Origin of the sequence: Phyllobacterium pellucidum (assembly GCF_013327855.1) — a bacterium.
GTDB classification, from domain to species: domain Bacteria; phylum Pseudomonadota; class Alphaproteobacteria; order Rhizobiales; family Rhizobiaceae; genus Phyllobacterium; species Phyllobacterium pellucidum.
Window position 1 is genome coordinate 1,136,220 of sequence record NZ_JABUMX010000001.1, and the last position, 22,244, is coordinate 1,158,463.

General features: G+C 60.4%; 14 protein-coding genes and 1 tRNA gene. 6 read left to right on the forward strand and 9 right to left on the reverse strand.

All coding sequences use genetic code 11. The annotated features are described in order from the left end of the window. Window positions 1-18: 18 nt before the first annotated feature. The 4 genes from HQ945_RS05640 to HQ945_RS05655 form a co-directional block, all read right to left on the reverse strand. The gene (locus HQ945_RS05640) at window positions 19-2,238 is read right to left on the reverse strand and encodes a 3-hydroxyacyl-CoA dehydrogenase NAD-binding domain-containing protein (protein ID WP_091950530.1); all 2,220 of its coding nucleotides are present in this window, start codon (window positions 2,236-2,238) and stop codon (window positions 19-21) included. 14 nt (window positions 2,239-2,252) lie between these two features. Beyond that, window positions 2,253-3,461, reverse strand: a complete 1,209-nt coding sequence (locus HQ945_RS05645) for an acetyl-CoA C-acetyltransferase (RefSeq protein ID WP_027230355.1) — start codon at window positions 3,459-3,461, stop codon at window positions 2,253-2,255. 27 nt (window positions 3,462-3,488) lie between these two features. Next, on the reverse strand, window positions 3,489-4,661 hold the full coding sequence (locus tag HQ945_RS05650; protein WP_113279763.1) for an acyl-CoA dehydrogenase family protein: 1,173 nt from the start codon (window positions 4,659-4,661) through the stop codon (window positions 3,489-3,491). A 68-nt stretch (window positions 4,662-4,729) separates the two neighbouring features. Further along, the gene (locus HQ945_RS05655; RefSeq protein WP_113279762.1) at window positions 4,730-6,523 is read right to left on the reverse strand and encodes an acyl-CoA dehydrogenase C-terminal domain-containing protein; all 1,794 of its coding nucleotides are present in this window, start codon (window positions 6,521-6,523) and stop codon (window positions 4,730-4,732) included. A 461-nt stretch (window positions 6,524-6,984) separates the two neighbouring features. On the opposite strand from HQ945_RS05655, the gene HQ945_RS05660 reads away from it, so the two are divergent. From HQ945_RS05660 to HQ945_RS05670, 3 genes are all read left to right on the forward strand, one after another. Further along, window positions 6,985-10,326 (forward strand): SEL1-like repeat protein, encoded by a 3,342-nt coding sequence (locus HQ945_RS05660; RefSeq protein WP_174207785.1) that lies wholly within the window; start codon window positions 6,985-6,987, stop codon window positions 10,324-10,326. 222 nt (window positions 10,327-10,548) lie between these two features. Next, a complete protein-coding gene (locus tag HQ945_RS05665; protein ID WP_174207786.1) occupies window positions 10,549-11,499 on the forward strand; it encodes a sulfite exporter TauE/SafE family protein in 951 nt (316 codons plus the stop codon). A 23-nt stretch (window positions 11,500-11,522) separates the two neighbouring features. After that, complete coding sequence (locus HQ945_RS05670) at window positions 11,523-12,293, forward strand: TIGR02186 family protein (protein ID WP_425500627.1); 771 nt, start codon at window positions 11,523-11,525, stop codon at window positions 12,291-12,293. Here HQ945_RS05670 and HQ945_RS05675 read toward each other — a convergent pair whose 3' ends face one another. Beyond that, window positions 12,294-13,214, reverse strand: a complete 921-nt coding sequence (locus HQ945_RS05675) for a class I SAM-dependent DNA methyltransferase (RefSeq protein WP_343051175.1) — start codon at window positions 13,212-13,214, stop codon at window positions 12,294-12,296. It lies immediately after the preceding gene. Next, entirely contained in the window at window positions 13,211-14,275 is a 1,065-nt protein-coding gene (locus HQ945_RS05680) for a hypothetical protein (protein WP_174207787.1), read from the reverse strand. Before HQ945_RS05680 ends, HQ945_RS05675 begins: the two co-directional genes overlap by 4 nt. Before the next feature lie 306 nt (window positions 14,276-14,581). Here HQ945_RS05680 and HQ945_RS05685 point away from each other — a divergent pair, with 306 nt between their 5' ends. Next, complete coding sequence (locus HQ945_RS05685) at window positions 14,582-15,544, forward strand: NAD(P)H-dependent flavin oxidoreductase (RefSeq protein ID WP_027230363.1); 963 nt, start codon at window positions 14,582-14,584, stop codon at window positions 15,542-15,544. Window positions 15,545-15,590: 46 nt separating this feature from the next. Here HQ945_RS05685 and HQ945_RS05690 read toward each other — a convergent pair whose 3' ends face one another. The 3 genes from HQ945_RS05690 to HQ945_RS05700 all read right to left on the reverse strand — a co-directional run bounded on the left by HQ945_RS05690 (window position 15,591) and on the right by HQ945_RS05700 (window position 19,331). Continuing rightward, window positions 15,591-16,400: an FAD binding domain-containing protein gene (locus HQ945_RS05690; protein WP_174207788.1), complete on the reverse strand. Its 810-nt coding sequence runs from the start codon at window positions 16,398-16,400 to the stop codon at window positions 15,591-15,593. A gap of 11 nt (window positions 16,401-16,411) precedes the next feature. Then, entirely contained in the window at window positions 16,412-18,757 is a 2,346-nt protein-coding gene (locus HQ945_RS05695; protein WP_113279758.1) for a xanthine dehydrogenase family protein molybdopterin-binding subunit, read from the reverse strand. An 85-nt stretch (window positions 18,758-18,842) separates the two neighbouring features. Further along, on the reverse strand, window positions 18,843-19,331 hold the full coding sequence (locus HQ945_RS05700) for a (2Fe-2S)-binding protein (protein WP_091919843.1): 489 nt from the start codon (window positions 19,329-19,331) through the stop codon (window positions 18,843-18,845). Between the two features lie 289 nt (window positions 19,332-19,620). Here HQ945_RS05700 and HQ945_RS05705 point away from each other — a divergent pair. Together HQ945_RS05705 and HQ945_RS05710 are read left to right on the forward strand one after the other, a co-directional pair. Then, window positions 19,621-19,696, forward strand: a tRNA-Thr gene (locus tag HQ945_RS05705). A 118-nt stretch (window positions 19,697-19,814) separates the two neighbouring features. Then, the gene (locus tag HQ945_RS05710) at window positions 19,815-22,241 is read left to right on the forward strand and encodes a glycosyl hydrolase family 28-related protein (RefSeq protein ID WP_246272543.1); all 2,427 of its coding nucleotides are present in this window, start codon (window positions 19,815-19,817) and stop codon (window positions 22,239-22,241) included. The last annotated feature ends 3 nt before the right edge of the window (window positions 22,242-22,244 follow it).

The window sequence follows — 22,244 nt, forward strand, 5'->3', positions numbered from 1 at the left end:
AGATTCATGCAGACGCCGTCAAGCAGCCTGCTTTTTCTCCTCGACCGGATAAGGATTGAACCTTTCGTAGAAGGTCTCACCCTTTTCCGCCATGTCGAGAAGGAGTTTCGGCGCCTTGAACTGGGCCCCGTACTTTCGCTGCAGCCCCTTGGCGATCTCGACGAACCTGGCAGCGCCCATCCCGTCGATATAGGAGAGCGTTCCGCCCGTATAAGGGGCAAACCCGAAGGCGAGGATCGAGCCGACGTCCGCTTCACGCGGGTCGGTAACAATGCCTTCCTCCATCACGCGGGCAGCTTCCAGGGCGATCGCAACGAGGAAGCGCTGCTTCAGCACCTCGATATCGATCTTGTCCGGGTCCTGCTGCGGGTAGAGCGTCTTCAGTTCCGGCCAGAGCTGCTTCTTTGCGGGCTTCGCAGGATAGTCGTAAAAGCCCTTGGCGTTCTTGCGCCCGCGGCGGTCGTACTTGTCGACTAAGGTATTGACCAGTTCAACGTGGCGGGGATCGATCGCCTTGGGCCCTAGATCGGCGAGCGTCGCCTTCAGGATCTTCTGCGACAGATCAATGGCCGTTTCGTCGTTGAGCGCCAGCGGCCCGACCGGCATGCCGGCCATGCGCGCGACGTTTTCGATCATCGCCGGCGGCACGCCCTCGATCAGCATGTTGTAGGCCTCGGCCATGTAGCGCAGCACGCAGCGGTTGACGTAGAACCCGCGCGTGTCATTGACGACAATCGGCGTCTTCTTGATGGCACGCACGTAATCCAGCGCCACCGCAAGCGCCTTGTCCGAGGTCTTCTTGCCGAGAATGACCTCGACCAGCATCATCTTGTCGACGGGCGAGAAGAAATGGATCCCGACGAAATTCTTCGGGCGCTGCGAGACCTTGGCAAGCCCGGTGATCGGCAGCGTCGAGGTGTTGGATGCGAATACCGCGGCAGGCTTCAGTACGGCCTCGGCCTTCTCGGTCACCACACGCTTGACCTCACGGTCTTCAAACACCGCCTCGATGACGAGGTCTGCGCCTTCAAGATCGGCATAGTCGGAAGACGGCGTTATCAAGGCGAGAAGCTTCTCCTTTTCCTCGGCTGTCGCCTTGCCCCGCTGCACGTCCTTGGTGACGAGATCGGCGGAATGGGCCTTGCCCTTCTCGGCGGCATCGAGGCTCTGGTCGAGAAGCACCACTGGAATGCCGGCCTTGGCGGTGACATAGGCGATGCCGGCACCCATGAACCCGGCGCCGACGACGCCAACCTTCTTGAACTTTGTGGGCTTCACATCCACCGGCCGGCGCGCGCCCTTGTTCAGTTCCTGCAGCGAGACGAAGAGCGAGCGGATCATCATTCCGGCTTCGGTCGATTGCAGGATCTTGGTGAAATAGCGCTGTTCGATCTTCAAGGCCGTATCGAACGGGACCAGCAGTCCCTCATAGACAGCCTTGAGAATGGAGGCTGCGCCCGGATAATTGCCGTAGGTTTCACGGCGCAGGATCGCAGTTGCGGCTGGCCACAGATTGGCGCCTGCCGGCGAATAGATGGCCCCGCCTGGAAGCTTGAAGCCCTTTTCGTCCCAGGGCTGAACCGGCTTCAGGCCGCCCTTAATCATCTTCTTTGCTGCCTCGACAAGCTTCTTGGCCGGAGCGATCTCGTGCACCAGGCCCATGGCCTTGGCGCGCGATGCGGTGAGGCTGGAGCCAGTGGTCATCATCTGCAGGGCATCTTGCTGGTTTGTCAGGCGCGGGACGCGCTGCGTGCCGCCGGCACCCGGAAAAATACCGACTTTGACTTCCGGCAGCGCCATCTTCACCGACGGATCGTCGGAGACGACACGGCCATGACAGGCCAGCGACATTTCGAATGCGCCGCCCATGCAGGTGCCGTTGATCGCCGAGACCCAGGGCTTGCCACAGGTTTCGAGCTTGCGGAAGAGCCCGCCCATCCTGCCGGTGTTCTCGAACAGCAGTTCGACCGCTTTCTTCGGGTCCCTTGCCTTTTCGGCCTGGAACATCTGGAACATGCGCTTGAGCATGGTGAGGTCGGCGCCGCCGGAAAAGGTATCCTTGCCGGAGGTGATCACCGCGCCCTTGACCGAATCGTCCTTGGTAACGCGATCAACGATCTGATCGAGTTCCTTCATCACCTCTTCGGTGAAGACGTTCATCGATTTGTCAGGCATGTCCCAGGTGACGAGTGCAATGCCGTCCGCGTCGACGTCGAATTTGAAGTTGATGTAGCTCATAAGTCCGTTCTCCCTCAGACGCGTTCGATGATCGTTGCCGTGCCCATGCCCGCACCGATGCACAGGGTAACGAGGGCGACATTGAGATCGCGGCGTTCGAGTTCATCGAGAACCGTGCCGAGAATCATCGCGCCGGTTGCACCGAGTGGATGGCCCATGGCAATGGCCCCGCCATTGACGTTGATCTTGTCGCGGGGGATGTCGAATGCCTGCATGTAGCGCAGCACGACTGCGGCAAAGGCTTCATTGAGTTCGAAGAGGTCGATATCCGAGATTTTCATCTTGGCGCGCTTCAGGAGCTTGTGCGTCACATCCACCGGGCCGGTCAGCATCAATGCAGGGTCGGAACCGATATTGGCAAAGGCGCGGATGCGGGCGCGAGGCTTGGCGCCGAGCGCCTTGCCGGCACTTTTCGAGCCGAGGAGAACGCCGGCCGCGCCATCGACGATACCGGAGGAATTGCCCGCATGGTGCACATGGTTGATCGTCTCGACCTCGGGGTGCGCCTGAATGCCGACCGCATTGAAGCCGCCCATTTCACCGGGCATCACGAAGGAGGGGTTGAGTGCCGCGAGCGCCTGCATATCGGTCGACGGGCGCATGTGTTCGTCGTGATCGAGAATGGTCAGGCCGTTCTGATCCTTGATCTCGAGCACCGAATTCTTGAAATAGCCTTTCTTCCAGGCCTCGCCTGCACGCTTCTGGCTCTCGACGGCATAGGCATCCACATCGTCGCGGCTGAAACCGTATTTGGTGGCGATCAGGTCGGCGGAAACGCCCTGCGGCATGAAATAGCCGGGGAGCCCTACGGACGGGTCCATATACCAGGCACCGCCGGACATGCCCATGCCGACGCGCGACATCGATTCGACCCCGCCGGCGATGACGATATCGTCCGCGCCCTGCACGATCTTCGCAGCGCCGAAATTCACCGCATCGAGGCCGGAGGCGCAAAAGCGCGATATTTGCATGCCGGGTGCCTTGAAATCATAGCCGGCTTCAAAAGCCGAGGAGCGCGGAATGACGGCGCCCGCTTCGCCGACCGGATCGACGCAGCCATAGATAATGTCGTCGACCAGCCCCGTGTCGAGGCCGTTGCGGTCGCGCAGCGCCTCGAGAACATGGGCGCCAAGGCGGACGGCGGGCACTTCGTGCAGGCTGCCATCCTTCTTGCCTCTGCCGCGCGGCGTGCGCACGTGGTCGTAAATATATGCCTCAGTCATTTCATTCTCCCTGTTCGAACCCGCGGCTCATAGGCTGCGGGCGATCAAAAGCTTCATGATTTCGTTGGTGCCGCCATAAATCCGCTGGACGCGCGCGTCGCGGAACATGCGGGCGATCGGGAAATCGTTCATGTACCCATAGCCGCCGTGCAGTTGCAGGCATTCGTCGACGACCTTGTTCTGCAGATCGCTCAGCCAGTATTTCGCCATGGATGCGGTAAAGGGGTCGAGACCGCCGTTCACATGCCGCTCGACGCAATGATTGTAGAAAACCCGGCCGATGGTCGCCTCGGTCTTGAGTTCGGCGAGCTTGAACTGCGTGTTCTGAAACTCCATGACCGACTTGCCGAACGCCTTGCGCTCCTTCACATAATCGATCGTCAACGCGATGGCGCGTTCGGCCATGGCAATAGCCGAACCGCCGATCTGCAGGCGCTCCTGCGGCAATTGCTGCATCAACTGGACGAAGCCCTGCCCTTCCTCGGTTCCGAGAAGGTTGGAGGTCGGCACACGCACATCGTTGAAAAACAGCTCCGAAGTGTCGTTGGACTTGAGACCGACCTTGTCGAGGTTGCGGCCCCGCTCGAAGCCTTCCTGGCCATCGGTTTCAACGACGATGAGCGACGTGCCCTTGGCGCCCTGCGACGGATCGGTCTTGGTGACGACGATGATCAGATTGGCGAGCTGGCCATTGGTGATGAACGTTTTCGATCCATTGATGACGTAGTGGTTTCCGTCCTTCTTGGCGCTGGTCTTGACGCCCTGGAGATCGGAGCCTGCTCCCGGTTCCGTCATTGCGATGGCACCGATAAGCTCACCGGTCGCCATTTTCGGCAGCCATTTCCGCTTCTGCTCTTCCGAGCCATAGTGGAGGATATAGGGCGCGACGATGGAATTGTGGAGTGCAATGCCAAAACCGTCGGTCCCGACGTGACTGATCGCTTCGAGGATTGCGGTTTCATGGGCGTAGGTGCCGCCGGCGCCGCCATATTCTTCCGGCATCGAAGCACAAAGCAAGCCATTCTGCCCGGCGAGTTCCCAGATGGACCGGTCGAAAATCTCCTGCTTTTCGAAGCGGTCGTAATGGGGCACCACCTCGGCCTCAAGGAACCTGGTGGCCATATCCTCCAGCATCACGACATCATCGGTCTTCCACGTAGGCTTGGGAACACCCAATACTTCTTCCGGTCGCAGACCCATCACTAACCTCCCGATTTCGGTTACAGGAGCCGCGTGAGGCGCGGCTCGGAAAAGCGTTCGCCGGCAGCTTAGAATGCTTCGGCGGGCAGCGCCATCATCGTATCCGCTCCGGTCTGGATGCGGGCAAGATGCGCCGATGTCTCCGGCATCACCCGCTCCATGAAGAATTTGCCGGTGGCGAGCTTCGTCTCGAAGAAGGCCTTGTTCTCGGTGCCTTCCGCGAGCTTCGCATGCGACGCCTTGGCCATGCGGGCCCACATATAGCCGAGGCTTACGAAACCGAAGAGGTGCATGTAATCGGTCGATGCCGCGCCGGCATTGTCCGGATTGGCCATGCCATTCTGCATCAGCCACATGGAGGCGGCCTGCAGGTCGTTCAAGCCCTTCTTCAGGTGCTTGGTGAAGAAGGCGAGATTATCGTCGCTGCGATTTTCCTCGCAGAAGTCGCCGACTTCCTTGAAGAAGGCCATGACGGCGCGGCCGCCATTGAGGCCGAGCTTGCGTCCGACCAGATCCATTGCCTGAATGCCGTTCGCGCCCTCGTAAATCATGGCGATGCGCGCGTCGCGCACATACTGGCTCATACCGTGTTCTTCGATGTAGCCGTGGCCACCGAACACCTGCTGCGCCATGCAGGCATGTTCGAAGCCCTTGTCGGTAAGAACACCCTTGAGAACCGGAGTCATCAGGCCGAGCATGTCATCGGCAAGCTGGCGCTCGGCCTCATCGCCGGAGCGATGCGCGACGTCGGATTTCAGCGCTGACCAGAGGATGAAGGCGCGGCCCGCTTCGTTGAATGACTTGATCGTCAGGAGGATACGGCGGATGTCGGGGTGGACGATGATCGGGTCAGCCTTCTTGTCCGGCTCCTTGGGGCCGGTCAGCGCGCGGCCCTGAATACGGTCGCGGGCATAGATGGCGGCATTCTGGTAAGCGACTTCACCGATCGACAGACCCTGGAGCGCGACGCCGAGCCGTGCTTCGTTCATCATGGTGAACATGGCGCGCAGGCCCTTGTTCTCCCCGCCAAGGAGGTAGCCGGTCGCCTCATCATAATTCATGACGCAGGTCGAATTGCCGTGAATGCCCATCTTTTCTTCGATGGAACCACAGGAAACGCCGTTGCGCTCGCCCGGATTGCCGTTCGCATCGGGAATGAACTTCGGCACGATGAACAGCGAAATGCCCTTCACGCCCTCCGGCGCTCCTTCGATGCGGGCGAGAACGAGGTGAATGATATTCTCGGCCATGTCGTGTTCGCCAGCCGAGATGAAGATCTTCTGGCCGGAAATCTTGTACGAGCCGTCGCCATTCGGTACCGCCTTGCTGCGCAAGAGCCCGAGATCCGTTCCGCAATGCGGTTCGGTGAGATTCATCGTGCCGGTCCAGATGCCGTCGGTCATCTTGGGAAGGTAGGCCTGCTTCTGCTCGTCGGTGCCATGCGTGACGATGGCAGCAATCGCGCCCTGGGTGAGGCCGGGATACATGACCAGCGCCATGTTGGCGGATGCCATGTATTCGCCCGCCGCGACGTGCAGCGTATAGGGAAGGCCCTGGCCGCCGAATTCCTGCGGAACGGCAAGTCCAACCCAACCACCTTCGCGATAGGCATCGAAAGCCTGCTTGAAGCCCTTGGGCGTCGTGACCGAACCATCGTCGTGGCGTACGCAGCCCTCATGATCGCCGATCTGGTTCACCGGAAACAGCGTGTTCTCAGCGAGTTTAGCGCCTTCGCCTAGGATGGCTTCCACGATATCCGGCGACGCATCGGCAAAACCCGGGAGGTTGTTGTAGCGTTCAAATCCCAGGACATCGTTCAGGATAAACAACGTATCTTCAACGGGCGCGCGGTAACTCGGCATCAGGTTTCCTCCAAAACATAAACGAGCAGATGCGGCGCCCATAAGCGGCACCGCCATATTTATCTTTATCTAGCAAACTTTGACGTTTCCGTAAACGTCAAAGTTTGTCGAAGTTCACAGGCAGCGCCAAGACTTGGGCGCACCCCCTACAATTCCCAGTTGCAAAACAAGGCCGCAACCGCGGCAGCAGCAGGCGAGCAGATTTTTAACCTTTTAGCGCCTTATCTTAACGAGTTGTTTACCACGTTTCGCCAATGTCAACGTGTCGGTGATCCGTGTCTATGTGTGGTTGGTTTTTCACGGCTTGTCGGACTGTGTGGGGCAAAGGTCCCGGCTTTCCGAATTGGCCCGAATGATCGTCTTGCGGCGCATTCGCTTTTCGGCAGACCAAGGCCACCTTTTTCCGCCCAGTCGAAACTGGAAGCGCCAGGCCGGCGCGTCAACTCGGGCAGCAGACATCCATGACAAACCAAAGGTCATTAATGGAACAGGTCAATGTGAACCGCGCACGCCGCGATGCGACGTCGCTCGACAGCCTCAACCGCACCCTAGAAACCCTTGAAGCGCAGTTGCGCGGCTCGATGCAGCCGGAGGTCGGCGAGGAAACGCCCGACATCGCCGATCGTTTCGCCGCCCTCGCCTCCCGCGCAGGACAATCGGCCCTGCCCGAACGCATCGCGCAGGCAGCACAACCTGCAACCTCTTCCGCGAGCCTAGCTTCGGAAGAGAAGCACGATCTGTCCGCCATCGCCGCCCAATTGAAGCAATTGCGCGACGAGATGCGCGACGATATCGAGACCACTTCGCGCGGAGAGCTTCATGGCGAGACCATGAACCGGCTGCGCCATTCGACCACGCATGAGCGCGCGCCCTATGGCCGCAGCACTTATTATGCGAATGAGGCCGAGGCTGCGCTCGGTTCCCTGGAACGCCGCCTCAACGAAATCCATCGCACCGTCGATGCGCCCTCGCACATGCTGCCGCTGCACAACGTCGAGGAAAAGCTCAATCTTCTCACCGGGGCCGTTGAGCAGATGTCGCGTCGCCACGGCTCCGGCATCCCGACGCAGTTCATGCAACAGATGGACGAGCGCCTCGACGAGATCAGCCGCGCCATCGTCGCCACCGCGCGGCCGGCAGCATTGCAATATGCCGAGGCCGATGCCTTCGAACGCGTCGAGGCACGTATTTCGTCGCTTGCCTCGACAATCGAGTCAGCCACGCACGACAGAACCTCGGACGTTATTCTCAAGCGGATGGGTGAACTCGCGCATCATATCGAGCAACTCAACAAGCAGCATGGAACGACGACGCAGAACCTCGACATTCTTGCTGAACAGCTTTCGGCCGTGGCGCGGCATTTGCAGAGTGCGCCCGCCGCGATCAGCATTTCGGACTTCCGCGACCTGGAGGGCCGCGTACTGCAGATCATAAGCAAGCTCGATGCCGCGCCCCAGCCGGCGGCGGTTGACCCGGCCTTCATCGAGAAGATGGATCAGCGCTTCGAGGAACTCACCCGCCGCCTCGACCAGCATCATACGCTCGTCGAGCACAATGATATCCGCCTGACCGACAATCTCGAAGCACGCTTCGATGACATGGCCCGCTACTTTGCCGAGAACCTGCCGCAAGCAGACGGCACCAAGGACGCCATACGCAGTCTCGAACTGCAGATTGCCGGTCTTGCCGAACGTCTCGCCCAATCCAACGATCGCGATGCTGAAATCGCGAAGATTTCGCCGCGCCTCGAAGCCATCGAAGTCGCCATCGCCGGCAATCGCGATCTGGTCGTCGAGGCAGCACGCAATGCGGCGGCCGAGGCAATCCGCAATACAGCGAACTTCGGCAGCGATCATGACAATTCGATCGCGCGCGAGCTCGCCGACGACCTGAAGACGCTGGAGAAGCTGGCGCGACGGTCCGACGAGCGCAACGGCCGCACCTTCGAGGCCATTCACGATACGCTGCTCAAGATCGTTGATCGCCTGGCTTCGCTCGAAAGCGGCGCCGTTCCGATCTACAAGAATTTCGGACCTGCCGAAAGCACGGCGGTCGTCGCTCCGGACGCGCCGCTGGCCGAAACAGCAACGTTCACCAAGGAGCCTGTCGCAGAAAGTGCGCCTGCCTTCAATGCGCCGCTTGTATCCGCCCGGGAAGAACAGCCTGCGTCTGACGAAATCGTCGACGCGGAAATTGCAACGGAAACGCCGCGGGAGCGTAAATCACTGTTCGGCAGCCTTACACGCAGCCTCAAGGTACGCGGCAAGCGCGAGGCAGCGGCACAGGAACCTTCACTCGACCTATCGGACGACATCAAGGAAGAGCCGGCGACAGAGATCGACGCCGACATTCTCAACCGCCCGCTCGAGCCCGGGTCTGGCATGCCCGACCTCAATTCCATCCTCAAACGCGTCCGTGACGAACGGCGCGACATGTCGGCTGCGACTGACATCGCCGGCGGCAAGGCGGATTTCATTACGGCGGCCCGCCGCGCAGCGCAGGCAGCAGCCACAGAGGCCGAAAATCAGAAACGCGGCATCGCATTCGGTGACGGCGCGACCGACGGCGCGGCCAAGAGCGGAATCTTCTCGCGTCAGCGCAAGCCCATCCTGCTCGCGATTGGTGCGATCATGATCGCGATAGCCGGTCTGCAGCTGAAAAATGCCTTCGTCGATCATCCGGGAACGGACCTCGCCTCCAAGGCACCGGAGCCAGCCAACCCGGAAGAGCCAGCTATCACGCAGGAGCAGCCACAGGCGGAGCCTCACACCAACGCTGCGCCCGAAACACCTGCCGAAAACAATGCGTCGGCAGTGTCGCAGCCTGCGCCCGTCCAGGACCCGGTGGCCGGCGTCATCAATTCCGAGCGCATGATCGATCCGGTGCCCGCGACCGTGCCGGCAACCGGTGCGTCCTCCGCCGTGCTGCCGTTCATCCCGGTCGAGGCGGGACCTGAGCCGCTGCGCGACGCTGCGACCAAGGGCGACAGCCGTGCCCTGTTCGAGATCGGCAACCGCTACATGGAAGGTCGCGGCGTCGAGAGCGACTACGCCAAGGCCATCGAGTGGTATGACCGCGCTGCGGAGCGTGGCTTTGCGCCGGCCGAATACCGGCTTGGCAACTTCTACGAAAAGGGCCTCGGGGTCACGCGCGATCTTGCCAAGGCGAAGTCCTATTACGAATTGGCGGCCGGAAAGGGCAATGCCAGCGCGATGCACAATCTGGCGGTGCTCTTTGCAGGCGGCGCCGATGGCGCCCCTGACAACGAGGCAGCCGCGCGCTGGTTTGCCCAGGCGGCGGAACTCGGCGTCAAGGACAGCCAGTTCAACCTTGCCATCCTTTCCGCCAAAGGCATGGGCGTGCCCCAGAACCTTGAGGAAAGCTACAAATGGTTCGCGCTCGCAGCCAAGGCCGGAGATGTCGACGCCGCACAGAAGCGTGAGGATGTAGCGAAAGTCATGAGACCCGAGCAGCTCGAGCGAGCCCGGGCTGCTGTCGAACTCTGGAACGCCAAGCCCCTCAATCCCGACGCGAACGCCACCAATGTTCCGGCGGAATGGCGCGATTCCCCAGCTGTTACCGGCTCGGTGACCTCAGGAGCGCTCGACATGGAGAAGGCCATCCGCAACGTTCAGCTGATCCTCAACAAGAACGGCTATGATGCGGGCGGCTCGGATGGCAAGATCGGCACGAAGACACGTGATGCGATCATGGCCTTCCAGAAGGACAACGGCTTGAAGCCGACGGGCAATATCGACAAGGATTTCGTCAGGAACCTTCTGCAGAAAAACAAGCAGATCTGAACTGCGTTTCCCCTCCCGGTTCGACCGGGAGGGGGCGCCTTTCAAGCGGCCTGCAAGTCAACCGGAAATGCGCTTCGTTTTAACGAAGCGACACGCATCTTCGCATTTGAACCGGCCCAATGCGCGCCGTTAAGTCAAAGTTTGACGTGAAGCCCGCAAGTGGGCAAGAAACCTTAAAGAATTACTGTCATTGTGCTGTCACGCCGCAGGCGTAGCACCGCAATGGTTCCGGGGTTTGAATTGGGCGTCTACCTGCCAATAGCCGAGATTTCGGTCAACATCTTCGTGCTTTTCTTCATGGGCGCGGCGGTCGGCTTTCTGTCGGGCATGTTCGGCGTTGGCGGCGGATTCCTGATCACGCCGCTGCTCATCTTCTACAATATTCCCCCCGCCGTCGCGGTGGCCACCGGCGCCAACCAGGTCATCGCCTCGTCCTTCAGCGGCGCGCTTACCCATTTCAAGCGCGGCTCGCTCGACGTGAAACTCGGGTCGCTGCTCGTTGTCGGCGGTATCGTCGGCTCGGCGATAGGCATCTATGTCTTCGTACTCCTGCGCCAGCTCGGTCAGCTCGATCTCATTGTCTCGCTGCTCTATGTCGTGTTCCTGAGCACGATCGGCGGGCTGATGCTCTATGAAAGCATCAAGGCGATGCGCCGTACCCGCGCTGGCCAGCTTGCGACGTTGAAGCGGCCCGGCCAGCACAACTGGGTGCACAAGCTGCCGTTCAAGATGCGTTTTCGCGCCTCCAAGATCTATGTCAGCATCATTCCGGTACTCGTGCTTGGCGGCGCCATCGGCTTTCTTTCCTCGATCATGGGCGTTGGCGGCGGCTTCATCATGGTCCCCGCCATGATCTACCTCCTCAAGGTCCCGACCAATGTCGTCATCGGGACCTCGCTCTATCAGATCGTTTTCGTGACTGCGTTCACCACCGTCATGCAGGCGACGACCAACCAGTCGGTGGATATCGTTCTCGCGATGCTGCTGATGAGCGGCGGTGTCGTTGGCGCGCAATATGGCACACGCATAGGCCAGAAACTCAGGGGCGAACAGCTGCGCGCACTGCTTGCAACGCTGGTGCTGGCAGTCGGTCTTCGCCTCGCCATCGAACTCTTCGTCACCCCGGACGATATCTATTCGGTAACGCTGGCCCTGGTCTCGGGAGGCTCATAATGCGCCTTGCCGTGATCCCGCTCATGATGCTCTGCCTGGTTGCCGGCCGGGCTGCCCAGGCGCAACAACCGGTACCGGCCAGCAAGGAAACGATCGAGATCGGACTTTCCACCGACACGATCTCGATCACGTCGGGATTTCGGGGCACTGACCTTACCGTCTTCGGCGCGCTCGACAATGCGGATCCACTCATCCAGCGGCAGGGCCGCTACGATGTGGTCGTCATTCTTGAGGGTCCTCCCCGGAACTTTGTCGTCCGGCGCAAGGACAGGTATTTCGGCATCTGGGTAAATACGGAATCCGTTTCGTTCCAGAACATTCCCGCATCCTATTCACTGGCATCGACGCGCAGCCTGCAGGACATCACGACGCCGAAGATCTTCGCCCAGCTAAGCCTTGGCGTAAACAACATCTATTACGAACCGATGCCGGAGGGTTTCGATTCGAGCGCATCGTTGCGGGAGTTCACCAAGGAATTGCCGCGACTCAAACAGAAACAGCTGCTCTACAACCAGCGTGTGGGGGATGTGCAGTTTCTATCCTCGACGCTGTTTCGCGCGACGCTGTCGCTCCCGGCCAATGTGCCCGTTGGCAAGCACGTGGCGCGCGCCTACCTCTTCCGCAACGGCGAGTTCCTGCGTGAAAGCTCGACCAGCCTCAACATCGTCAAGGCCGGACTGGAATTCCGCATCTTCCGGGCCGCCAACCAGCACAGCCTGCTCTATGGACTCTTTGCGGTGTTTCTTGCTGTCGTCACCGGCTGGGCCGGACGCCTTGTCTTCCGCAAAGATTGATCAAAGGTGTTTCGCAACGACAATGAGCCCGCTAAGGGGCTCGCCACGATCCATGCGGATGGTCTGGCGGTCAATGCTCACCGGCGTCATCGAATGGACCGCCACAAGCCGGCGCACATAAGCTTCGGAGTGCGTATAGCGCAGCGATTGCTGCAGCACCAACCCGTCATCGCCGTCATGCGTCTCGACCGAGAAGGCGAATAGCCCATCAGCCGCAAGAGCAGAGGCAATCTTCGCGAAGGCGCGGTCGAGCACTCCGACATAGACGAAGACATCAGCGGCGATGATGAGATCAGCTTCATTTGCTGGAACATCGAGTTCGTTCACGTCGCCCTTGGCGAGGCTGTCGTAGACGTTCTTTTCCGCGGCACGCTGCAGCATGACCTCGGATAGATCGATCCCGACGAGATGTTGGCACCTGGCACGCAGCAAAGGGCCCATCAAACCTGTGCCACAGCCGAGGTCGAGCACCGAGGCGAAGTGTCTGCCGGGCGCGGCGTCTTCCACCGCCGCTGCCAGAAGCCCCGGCACCCTGTAGTCGAGCTTTTCGAGGAGTGCGCTCTCGAAGGTTGGCGCATAGGCGTCAAAAAGTGTTTCGACATAGGCAGTAGGCGGCGTAACCGGGATGTCGCCCCGGCCGGAAGCGGCCAGCTTGAGGCCAGCCCCGAAACGGTCTTCGACGTCAAGTTCGACCAGCCTTTTCCAGACGATGGCCGCAGCATCGCCATTTCCGGCAGCTTCTTCCATTTCGCCGAGGCGGAACAATCCCGCCGCCCATTCGGGGACAATCTCAAGCGCTTGCCGCATCAGGTCGGCGGCGGCCGCATGCTCGCCACCGTCGAACAGCATGTCCGCGTAGGAAGCACGACGATCCGCGATCAGATCGCCGGACGAAAGAAACGCCCGCGCCAGCTTGCTCAATTGGCGACCTGGGCGCGAATGGCGATGATATTGACGGATTTCCCTGACTGCGTGACATCCGAATTGATCGTGATCACGCCGCCTTCGGCAGGCGCATTGCCCTGCGGGAACTGCACCTGCACCAGATATTCCTTGCTCGCATCCGAGACATCAAAGCGCTTGCGTCCGCAATCGCCGAGACTGCCGAAATCGCAACTCACCGCAATCTGCGAGCTCTTGCCGTCGTCAGTCTTGGCAATGATATCGAACACGGCGGTCTTGCCGGCGAGTTGGTCGAGTACGCCCTGTCCGACCTTGAAGCTGATCGTATCGGCATCCTCCGGCGACTGGATGCGCACGAATTTCTCCAGTTGGTCGCCGGCGATCGTCGCCGTCGCGCGGCCCTCGAGGGCAACCTGCGACATGTCAGCGGGGTTGAACACCTCGATCCAGTTGCCCGTCGCCGACATTTGGCCTTCCTTCATCGGCTCCTGGCTGTTGCTGGAGGCCGGCGCGCTCGTGGTGTTCGATGCCTCCATGTTCGGAACCGGTTTGATAATGCCGGAAGCGACGACCCAGAAAAGGCCGATGGCCACAGCCAGCAGGGCCAAAAGGATTAGCGCCTTGGAAAAGCCGCTCGCCTTGCGCCGCTCGGCGTCGCGACGCACTTTCCGGCGTGTCTTGCCCGGTCGATAATTGTCGGGGCTCGGCTCATCGGACCCAAGAACAGGCCCTTCCACTTCTGGCGGATCCATGTCGATCGATGGCTCGATCCGCTCATCGGCCCCGTGTTGCGGCGCGGGATTTGCGACGAACATCGGTTCGCGCGGCTCCGCAACGGGCTCGAGCGCCGGCGGCGGGGTAGTCGCGCCGGTTGCCTGCACTTCGTCCTCGATCCGCGTAATGGCCGCCTTCAGCATTTCGCGACGGTCGTCGCGCTGGCTTTCTTCGAGCGCGCCATTGGCCGCGAGCGAGCGCTCATGCGCACCCCATGCTGATTCGTAGATTTTCTGACGAATGGCAGGGTTCCTCGCGTCGGCTTTCGCCAATGCGTTCCGGATCGCTTGTTCGATCGCTTCCAACAGCCGCTTCCTTCAAATCATTTCGTAATGAATGGCTAGCCATAGCGCATTCGACTGCTTATTCAAGACTTTGACGGCGCAATGATGGCACTTCGCCGCTGCCTGGAGGGTACAGGCCGCAGAGCCCCAGATACACCCCATAAAAGGGTTGAGGTGCCTTGCGACAAGAACAGACGCTTATTCATTAAGATCGCTGCCTGCGGCGGCGCGGCTCGATCACATGGTTCTGGTTTCGCTTGCCGAATATTGCAGGTCTGGTAAAAGAGTTACGTTTACGCAAACGTCAAAATTTTCTGGGAGTGGTCGATGGCTTTGCCGGATGTACTTAAGTCGAAATTGCGCATTCCGGTCGTTGGTGCGCCGCTGTTCATCGTTTCGCATCCGCCACTGGTTCTCGCGCAATGCAAGGCCGGCATCGTCGGCTCATTTCCGGCGCTCAATGCGCGACCCGAGGCGCAGCTTGACGATTGGCTCGCGGAGATAACCGAGGAGTTGCGCAATCACGACGAAAAGAACCCGGACCGCCCCGCCGCGCCGTTCGCTGTCAACCAGATCGTCCATCGCTCCAACAAGCGCCTCGAACATGACCTCGGCATGTGCGTCAAATACAAGGTTCCGATCGTCATCTCATCCTTGGGAGCAGTCCCCGAGGTAAACGACGCGATCCACTCCTATGGCGGCATTGTCCTCCACGACATCATCAACAACCGCCACGCCAATTCCGCAATCCGCAAGGGCGCTGACGGGCTTATCGCCGTTGCGGCAGGCGCCGGCGGGCATGCCGGCCCGCTGTCGCCATTCGCCCTCGTCCAGGAAATCCGCGAATGGTTCGACGGTCCGCTGCTGCTCTCGGGCGCGATCGCCAATGGCGGTGCAATCCTCGCCGCACAGGCCATGGGCGCGGATCTCGCCTACATCGGCTCGCCATTCATCGCCACGGACGAAGCGCGGGCCATCGACGGCTACAAGCAAATGATCGTCGATTCGACCTCGACGGACATCGTCTATTCCAACTATTTTACCGGCATCCATGGCAACTATCTCAAGCCCTCGATCGCGAAGGCCGGAATGGATCCCGAACACCTGCCGGAAGCCGATCCGTCGAAGATGGACTTCGAAGCGGCAACGACAGGTGCCAAAGCCTGGAAGGACATCTGGGGCTGCGGCCAGGGCATCGCCGCCATCAAGGAGATCGTTCCTGCCGGCGAACTTGTCACGCGGCTGGAGCGGGAATACCACGCAGCGAAGGCGAAGCTCTGCGCCGGGTGAATATGGCACCCGCCGCAACGACCCCAATGGGTTGAAGGCAAGCAGCCTACATCGGCCGGCTGGCGATTTCGGCAACGGCGCGCTTAGCCATCACCTTCACAAGATTGGCACGGTATTCCGCCGAGGCGTGCAAGTCGGACAGCAATCCGTTCGGATCGACTGTCAAATTATCCAGCGCCGATGCGTGAAAATCCGCCGCAAGCGCCGTCTCGGCATCTTCGAGGCGGAACACACCGTTCTCGCCGGCGCCCGTGACCGCGACCCTGACCGTATCGCCGGATTTGGCGACGAAGACGCCGGCCATCGCGTAGAGCGACGCTGGGTTGGGGAACTTCTTGTAGGCAGCCCGGTCCGGCGCCGTGAACTCAACTGCCGTTATAATTTCGTCGGGTTCCAGCGCTGTTTCGAAGAGGCCGATAAAATAGTCCGCGGCGGCTATCGAACGGCGGTTCGTCACAATCGTCGCATCCAGCGCGAGAAGCGCCGAGGGATAGTCCGCGGCCGGGTCATTATTGGCGATCGACCCGCCGATCGTCCCCATATTGCGAACCTGCGGATCGCCGATATGGCCGGCAAGGCTGGTGATCGCCGGACAGATTTTTGCCAGTTCCACGTTCGTCGATACGTCATAATGGCTTGTGACCGCCCCGATACGGACGGTGCGGCCTGTGATCTTCACGCCCTTCAACGCTTCGATGCGACGCAAATCAACAAGATCGCTCGGTGACGCCAGGCGTTGTTTCATCGTCGGGATGAGCGTCATGCCGCCGGCAAGATACTTGCCATCCTCGGCCTCGCCCATCTGCCGGGCAGCGCCTTCGACGGAGGTGGCGCGATGATACTGTGTCTCGTACATGGCGTGCCTCCTTATTTCGCCGCCTGCAGTGCGGCCCAGACATTTTGCGGGGTCGCCGGCATGGCCAGATTATTGTTGCTGATGGCATCGGTTACAGCGTTGATGACCGCCGGGGGCGAGCCTATGGCGCCCGCTTCCCCGCAGCCCTTGACCCCTAGCGGGTTGGAAGGACAGGCTGTCACGGTGTTCGTGACGGTGAAGGACGGCAGATCGACGGCGCGGGGCATCGTATAGTCCATGTAGCTTGCCGTCAGAAGCTGCCCGCTCGCATCGTAGTGCGTGGCTTCGAGCAATGCCTGGCCTATGCCTTGCGCAAGACCGCCATGCACCTGCCCCTCTACGATCATCGGATTGATGATGTTGCCGAAATCGTCGGCAGCCACAAACTGGACGATTTCGGTCGTGCCGGTCTCGGGGTCGATCTCGACCTCGCAGATGTGGCAACCGCCCGGGAAGGTGAAATTCGACGGATCGTAGAATGCGCCTTCCTTCAAGCCCGGCTCCATGCCGGATGGAAGGTTGTGCGCCGTATAGGCGGCAAGCGCCACCTGGAACCACGGCACGCTCTTGTCCGTGCCGGCAACGCGCACATCGCCGTTCTTGATTTCGATGTCGGCTTCGTCAGCTTCAAGCAAATGGGCGGCAATCTTCTTGGCCTTGGCTTCGACCTTGTCGAGCGCCTTGGCGATCGCCGACATGCCGACGGCACCCGAGCGCGAACCATAGGTGCCCATGCCCATCTGCACCTTGTCCGTATCGCCGTGGACGATGGAAACACTATCGATGGGCACGCCGAACCGTTCCGCCGCTAGCTGGGCGAAGGTGGTTTCGTGGCCCTGCCCGTGCGAATGCGATCCGGTCAATATTTCGATCGTGCCGACAGCATTGACCCTCACCTCCGCGCTCTCCCAGAGCCCGACGCCCGCACCCAGCGAGCCGACAGCGGAAGAGGGCGCTAGGCCGCAAGCCTCGATATAGCAGCTCATGCCGATGCCGCGCAGCTTGCCGCGTTTTGCTGCCTCCTGCCGGCGATTCTCAAATCCGGCATAATCAGCGGCATTCATGGCCGCGTCGAGCGTCGCATCGAAATCGCCGGCGTCGTAGCACATGATCACCGGCGTCTGGTGCGGGAATGATTTCACGAAGTTTTTGCGCCGCAGTTCGGCAGGGGAAATTTTAAGTTCGCGGGCCGCTGTCTCCATGATGCGCTCAAGCACATAGGTCGCCTCCGGCCGCCCCGCGCCGCGATAGGCGTCGACGGGCGCAGTATTCGTATAGACGGTCTTCACATTGGCGTGGATTGCCGGAATGGCGTATTGCCCGGAGAGCAGGGTTGCATAGAGATAAGTCGGGACGCAGCTCGAAAACAGCGACATATAGGCGCCGAGATTGGCGATCGTCGCAACCTTGAGGCCAAGAATCCTGTGGTCGCTGTCGAAGGCGATTTCCGCGTGGGTGACGTGATCGCGCCCATGCGCATCGGTGAGAAAGCTCTCAGTGCGGTCAGCCACCCATTTGACGGGAACGCCGGTTTTCCTTGATGCCCACAGGCAGGTGATTTCTTCGGGATAAATGTAAATCTTCGAACCGAAACCACCACCGACATCCGGCGCAATCACACGCAGCTTGTTTTCTGGCGCGACATTATAAAATGCACTCATCACCAGGCGGGCAACGTGCGGATTTTGCGAGGTCGTCCAGCAGGTGTAGTGATCCTCACCGGAATCGTAGACGCCGAGCGTTGCCCTCGGCTCCATCGCATTTGGCACAAGGCGATTATTGACGATGTCCATGCTGGTGACGTGTGCCGCCTTGGCGAAGGCCGCATTCGTTGCTGCTTCGTCGCCAAGATCCCAGTCGAAAATCAGATTGTCAGGCGCTTCCGCATGAATCTCCGGCGCGCCCTGCTGCATCGCGTCGAGCGCGTTGACGACGACAGGCAATTCCTCATAGCTCACTTCGACTGCCTCGGCAGCATCGCGCGCCTCACCTTTGGTGTCGGCGATGACAATAGCGACTGCGTCGCCAACATAACGCACCTTGTCGGTTGCGAGCGGCGACCAGGCGCCCATTTTCATAGGCGTGCCGTCCTTGGAGTGGATCATCCACCCACAGATGAGGTTGCCTATGCCGTCGGCCTTGAGCTCGCTGCCCGTCAGCACCGCGACGACGCCGGACATCGCCTTCGCCGCATCGACATCGATGCCGGTGATCCTGGCGTGGGCGTGTGGGCTGCGCACGAACGTCGCGTGCTTCATGCCGGGGACGACCATGTCGTCGGTGTATTTGCCCTTGCCGGTGATAAACCTCTTGTCCTCCTTGCGAAGAACCCGTGCTCCGATACCTTCAACGCCCATGGTTAGTTCTCCCTGTCGCAGGCGGCCTGGCTGGAGAGATAATAGCGCTCCGGGGCGATGCCGCTGCTACACTTGAATCCGCTGATCAGGCAGCCTTTTCGGCGCCCTTCCCCATTTTTTCCGATGCGTCGAGCACGGCCTTGACGATGTTATGATAGCCGGTGCAGCGGCAGATATTGCCTTCAAGTTCGAGACGCACAGTGGCTTCGTCGAGGCCGTCTGGATGCCGCCGGATCAGGTCCGCCGAACTCATGAGCATGCCCGGCGTACAGAAGCCGCATTGCAGCGCATGATGCTCGCGGAAGGCGGCCTGCAACGGATGTAACTCGCCATTGAGACCGAGCCCTTCGATGGTGGTGACCGTAGAGCCCGACGCCTGCGCCGCCAGCATCGTGCAGGATTTGACCGCCCTGCCATCGACATGGACGATACAGGTACCGCATTGCGACGTGTCACAGCCGACATGGGTGCCGGTCAATCCGAGATTTTCACGCAGGAAATGTACGAGCAGCGTTCGGTCTTCGGCTTCGCCCTTGACGGCGCGCCCGTTCACGACCAGTTCAACCTTCGCCATAGGTTCCTCCCAGACCGTTGACTTGGCAGCAGACCGGCCTTCTCCCGAGGCCTGTCTGCGCGAAGAAGAGATTAATCGCTCCTACGCACTTGTCTATCGGCAAATAGAAAAATTCCAATGTGCGGCTCGTTGCATGCATCGCATGGCGGAATCGCGCGCCGGAACTTCGAACGCCCCAAAAAAGCAGCGATCTCAAGGCTTGCATTCGGCGCGCAATGCGGGTATCAGGCGCGTCATCCTTCGGCATGATCGTCTCTGCCGAATTCAGGGATCGGGAAGCATCTTCCCTGCCGCTTTAGCTCAGTCGGTAGAGCACATCATTCGTAATGATGGGGTCGCGTGTTCGAGTCACGCAAGCGGCACCAGTTTCTCCTCGCCGCGCTTCTGTTGCACACGATAATCACGTTCAATTTATCGAGGGGCTTCTATCAAATCGCCGCGTGCTCTGGCTTCATGCACGAACAACAGGGGGCGGAGTTCGGCATGCGCCATTTTCCACGGTCGATCATGGCGCTGATTGCGGGTTTCCTATTGGTGTTGGGCCTGATTGGCGCCGCCGCGGCCCCCACTGGAAACGCTGCGTCGAACGCGGCCGGCACCAGAAATGCAGAACCGGCGGATTTTGGTTTTCCCGTTCCGAACCCCGAACCGTCCTTGCCACCCGAAATCGATCGTTTTGCGCCACCGGCATTTGCCGCCGGTGCGGGCGCGCCCGCAATTGCGGAAATCTCGCGCACTGCCGGACCCGATGAAATCATCTCGATGACGGGTATCGGGTTGGATAAGCAAACCGGCTATGGAATTTTCGCGCAAGCGCCCACCGCAATCGAGGGCAACCTCTCCTCGTCCAAGCCGCTACGCGCCGATGCGAGCGCAGCAACACTGCTGCTCCCCGCCTCCCTGCCGGCATGGTCGATGTATCTCGTTTGGCCGGAACGCGACGGGGCGCGCGGCAAGCCCTTTGCCGTCAACCGTACCGAAGCCTGGTGGCTCGGCCCGAACAATACGACGGCAGGGACGGCCATTTCGCTCTACGGACGCAACCTTGCGCATATGAACGGCACGTCGACGGCCTTTATCTACATCAAGCCTGCGAACGCGCCCGGCCTGTTTGTCGCCCCCATATCCGTCAACCCCTTCCGGGTCGAATTCAAGGTCCCGGATCTCGTGGCTGGCTCCTACGAAGTCTGGGCTCATAACGGCCATGGCGGCCGCTTCGGCTGGAGTGGGCCGCTGCCGCTGCGGGTACTCGGCAAGTCGCCCTGGGCGGGGCAGGAAGCGCGCATCCTTGAGGTAAAATCGTTTGGCGCGACAGGCAATGGCACCAGCGACGATACCAGCGCTATCAGAGAGGCGCTCGAGGCTGCAGCAGCAAGCGCGCCCGCAACGGTGCATCTTCCGGCCGGGACCTATCGCGTGTCTTCCGCGCTGAGCGCGCCAGACAATGTCCGTTGGCTTGGCGACGGCCTGGACCAGACCGTCATAAGGCTCGATGCCGATACGGGCGCGAGCATGATCGACCAGGCGGAGCGCAATGTGCAGTTCGAACGGCTGACCTTCGACGCCAATGGCAATACCGGCTCGAAGCCGCTCATAAACCTCGGCGCCGTCTCCAACTTGCGGCTGCAATCGGTGCGGCTCATTGCATGGAACATTCCGGCGCTGGAAACGGACCGTTCGTCCGGCATCTACATCGATGGTTCCGAGCTCATCGAGAATGGATCATTCTATGGCAGCAGCAACCAGCTGTTCATGACCAATAACCGGTTCCGCATGACCGGCTATGGCGAATCGGTTGTTGCACTTTGGGGCGGCCGCGACTTTTCGATGATCGGCAACGATCTTGCCAATGCCGATGAGACCCGCGACGACGGCCACGGCATCGGCCGTTTCTTCGTCGCGCAGGGGCATTTCGGCAACCTCCGTAACATGTATTGGGAGGGCAATCGCTCCCACAATGCCGCGCCGCACGACTGCGACACCGTCGATTGCAACAAGGGCGAACAGATCTGCTTCGAAATGGTCGGCAGTGAGCTCAAGGATGGCTTAATCGGAGCGACGCCGACCAGCGTGACGCTCGCAGGGTTGGCTGCACCCGATGAGCGGAGCGGCCGCGATCTGGTGATCGTCGGCGGCGCTGGCGCAGGGCAACGTCGCCATATCGTTAACGTGAAAGCCAACACGGCGATGTTGGACCGACCCTGGAACGTCGTTCCCGACCGGTCGAGCCGGTTTGCATTCGCCGCCACCGCATCGCAGATCGCCATCTACAAGAACAGCTTCGAAGGCCGCGCGAGCTATGCCGAGCACGACTCGGATTCGACGGCGGTCCTGCTCTACGGCAATGTTTACGATGCAGTGGTGGACAGCAATCGGATTTCGCAAATGCGCCACGCCATGATGACCGTCGCATTGACGTCAACGTCGGGCCTCAGCCCCTACTTCCTGCAATATTCGAACAACACCATCTCCGACAGCAATAGTGGGCTATATGTCGGAACGACATTCACGGATGCAGGAACAGCCGGGGTCTGGGGCGGTCTCGGCAATATCTACCGCAACAACACATTTGATCGACTTGCCCATATCGGCGTCGAATACGAAAGCTGGAGCTACGAGGGCGCCGACTATAATGGCACGGTGTTCGAGAAGAACAGGTTCACCAACCTTCCCTTCGGGTTCATCGATGGCTTCCGCCTGATGTGGACCTATAATGGAAATTTTAAGGAAGCGCCGCCGCGCAGTTCGCGCAAATACAATACCATTCTCTATCGCAACAGCTTTGATCGCGGGTCCGCACCCCTGCCGCGCAGCGTCGGTTTCAAGTCGCTGCAGCCGGCCAACACATGGCTGAATATCGATTCCACCTGGACCGGCTTTGCTGCCGGCAATAGCGGTCCATCCCAATGAGAC

Coding starts and splice junctions, on each gene's coding strand:
- HQ945_RS05645 (WP_027230355.1), bottom strand. CDS start 3,461: ATGACTGAGGCATATATTTACGACCACGTGCGCACGCCGCGCGGCAGA.
- HQ945_RS05695 (WP_113279758.1), bottom strand. CDS start 18,757: ATGGGCGTTGAAGGTATCGGAGCACGGGTTCTTCGCAAGGAGGACAAG.
- HQ945_RS05670 (WP_425500627.1), top strand. CDS start 11,523: ATGATGCTCTGCCTGGTTGCCGGCCGGGCTGCCCAGGCGCAACAACCG.
- HQ945_RS05700 (WP_091919843.1), bottom strand. CDS start 19,331: ATGGCGAAGGTTGAACTGGTCGTGAACGGGCGCGCCGTCAAGGGCGAA.
- HQ945_RS05710 (WP_246272543.1), top strand. CDS start 19,815: ATGCGCCATTTTCCACGGTCGATCATGGCGCTGATTGCGGGTTTCCTA.
- HQ945_RS05655 (WP_113279762.1), bottom strand. CDS start 6,523: ATGCCGAGTTACCGCGCGCCCGTTGAAGATACGTTGTTTATCCTGAAC.
- HQ945_RS05665 (WP_174207786.1), top strand. CDS start 10,549: ATGGTTCCGGGGTTTGAATTGGGCGTCTACCTGCCAATAGCCGAGATT.
- HQ945_RS05640 (WP_091950530.1), bottom strand. CDS start 2,238: ATGAGCTACATCAACTTCAAATTCGACGTCGACGCGGACGGCATTGCA.
- HQ945_RS05690 (WP_174207788.1), bottom strand. CDS start 16,400: ATGTACGAGACACAGTATCATCGCGCCACCTCCGTCGAAGGCGCTGCC.
- HQ945_RS05685 (WP_027230363.1), top strand. CDS start 14,582: ATGGCTTTGCCGGATGTACTTAAGTCGAAATTGCGCATTCCGGTCGTT.
- HQ945_RS05660 (WP_174207785.1), top strand. CDS start 6,985: ATGACAAACCAAAGGTCATTAATGGAACAGGTCAATGTGAACCGCGCA.
- HQ945_RS05650 (WP_113279763.1), bottom strand. CDS start 4,661: ATGGGTCTGCGACCGGAAGAAGTATTGGGTGTTCCCAAGCCTACGTGG.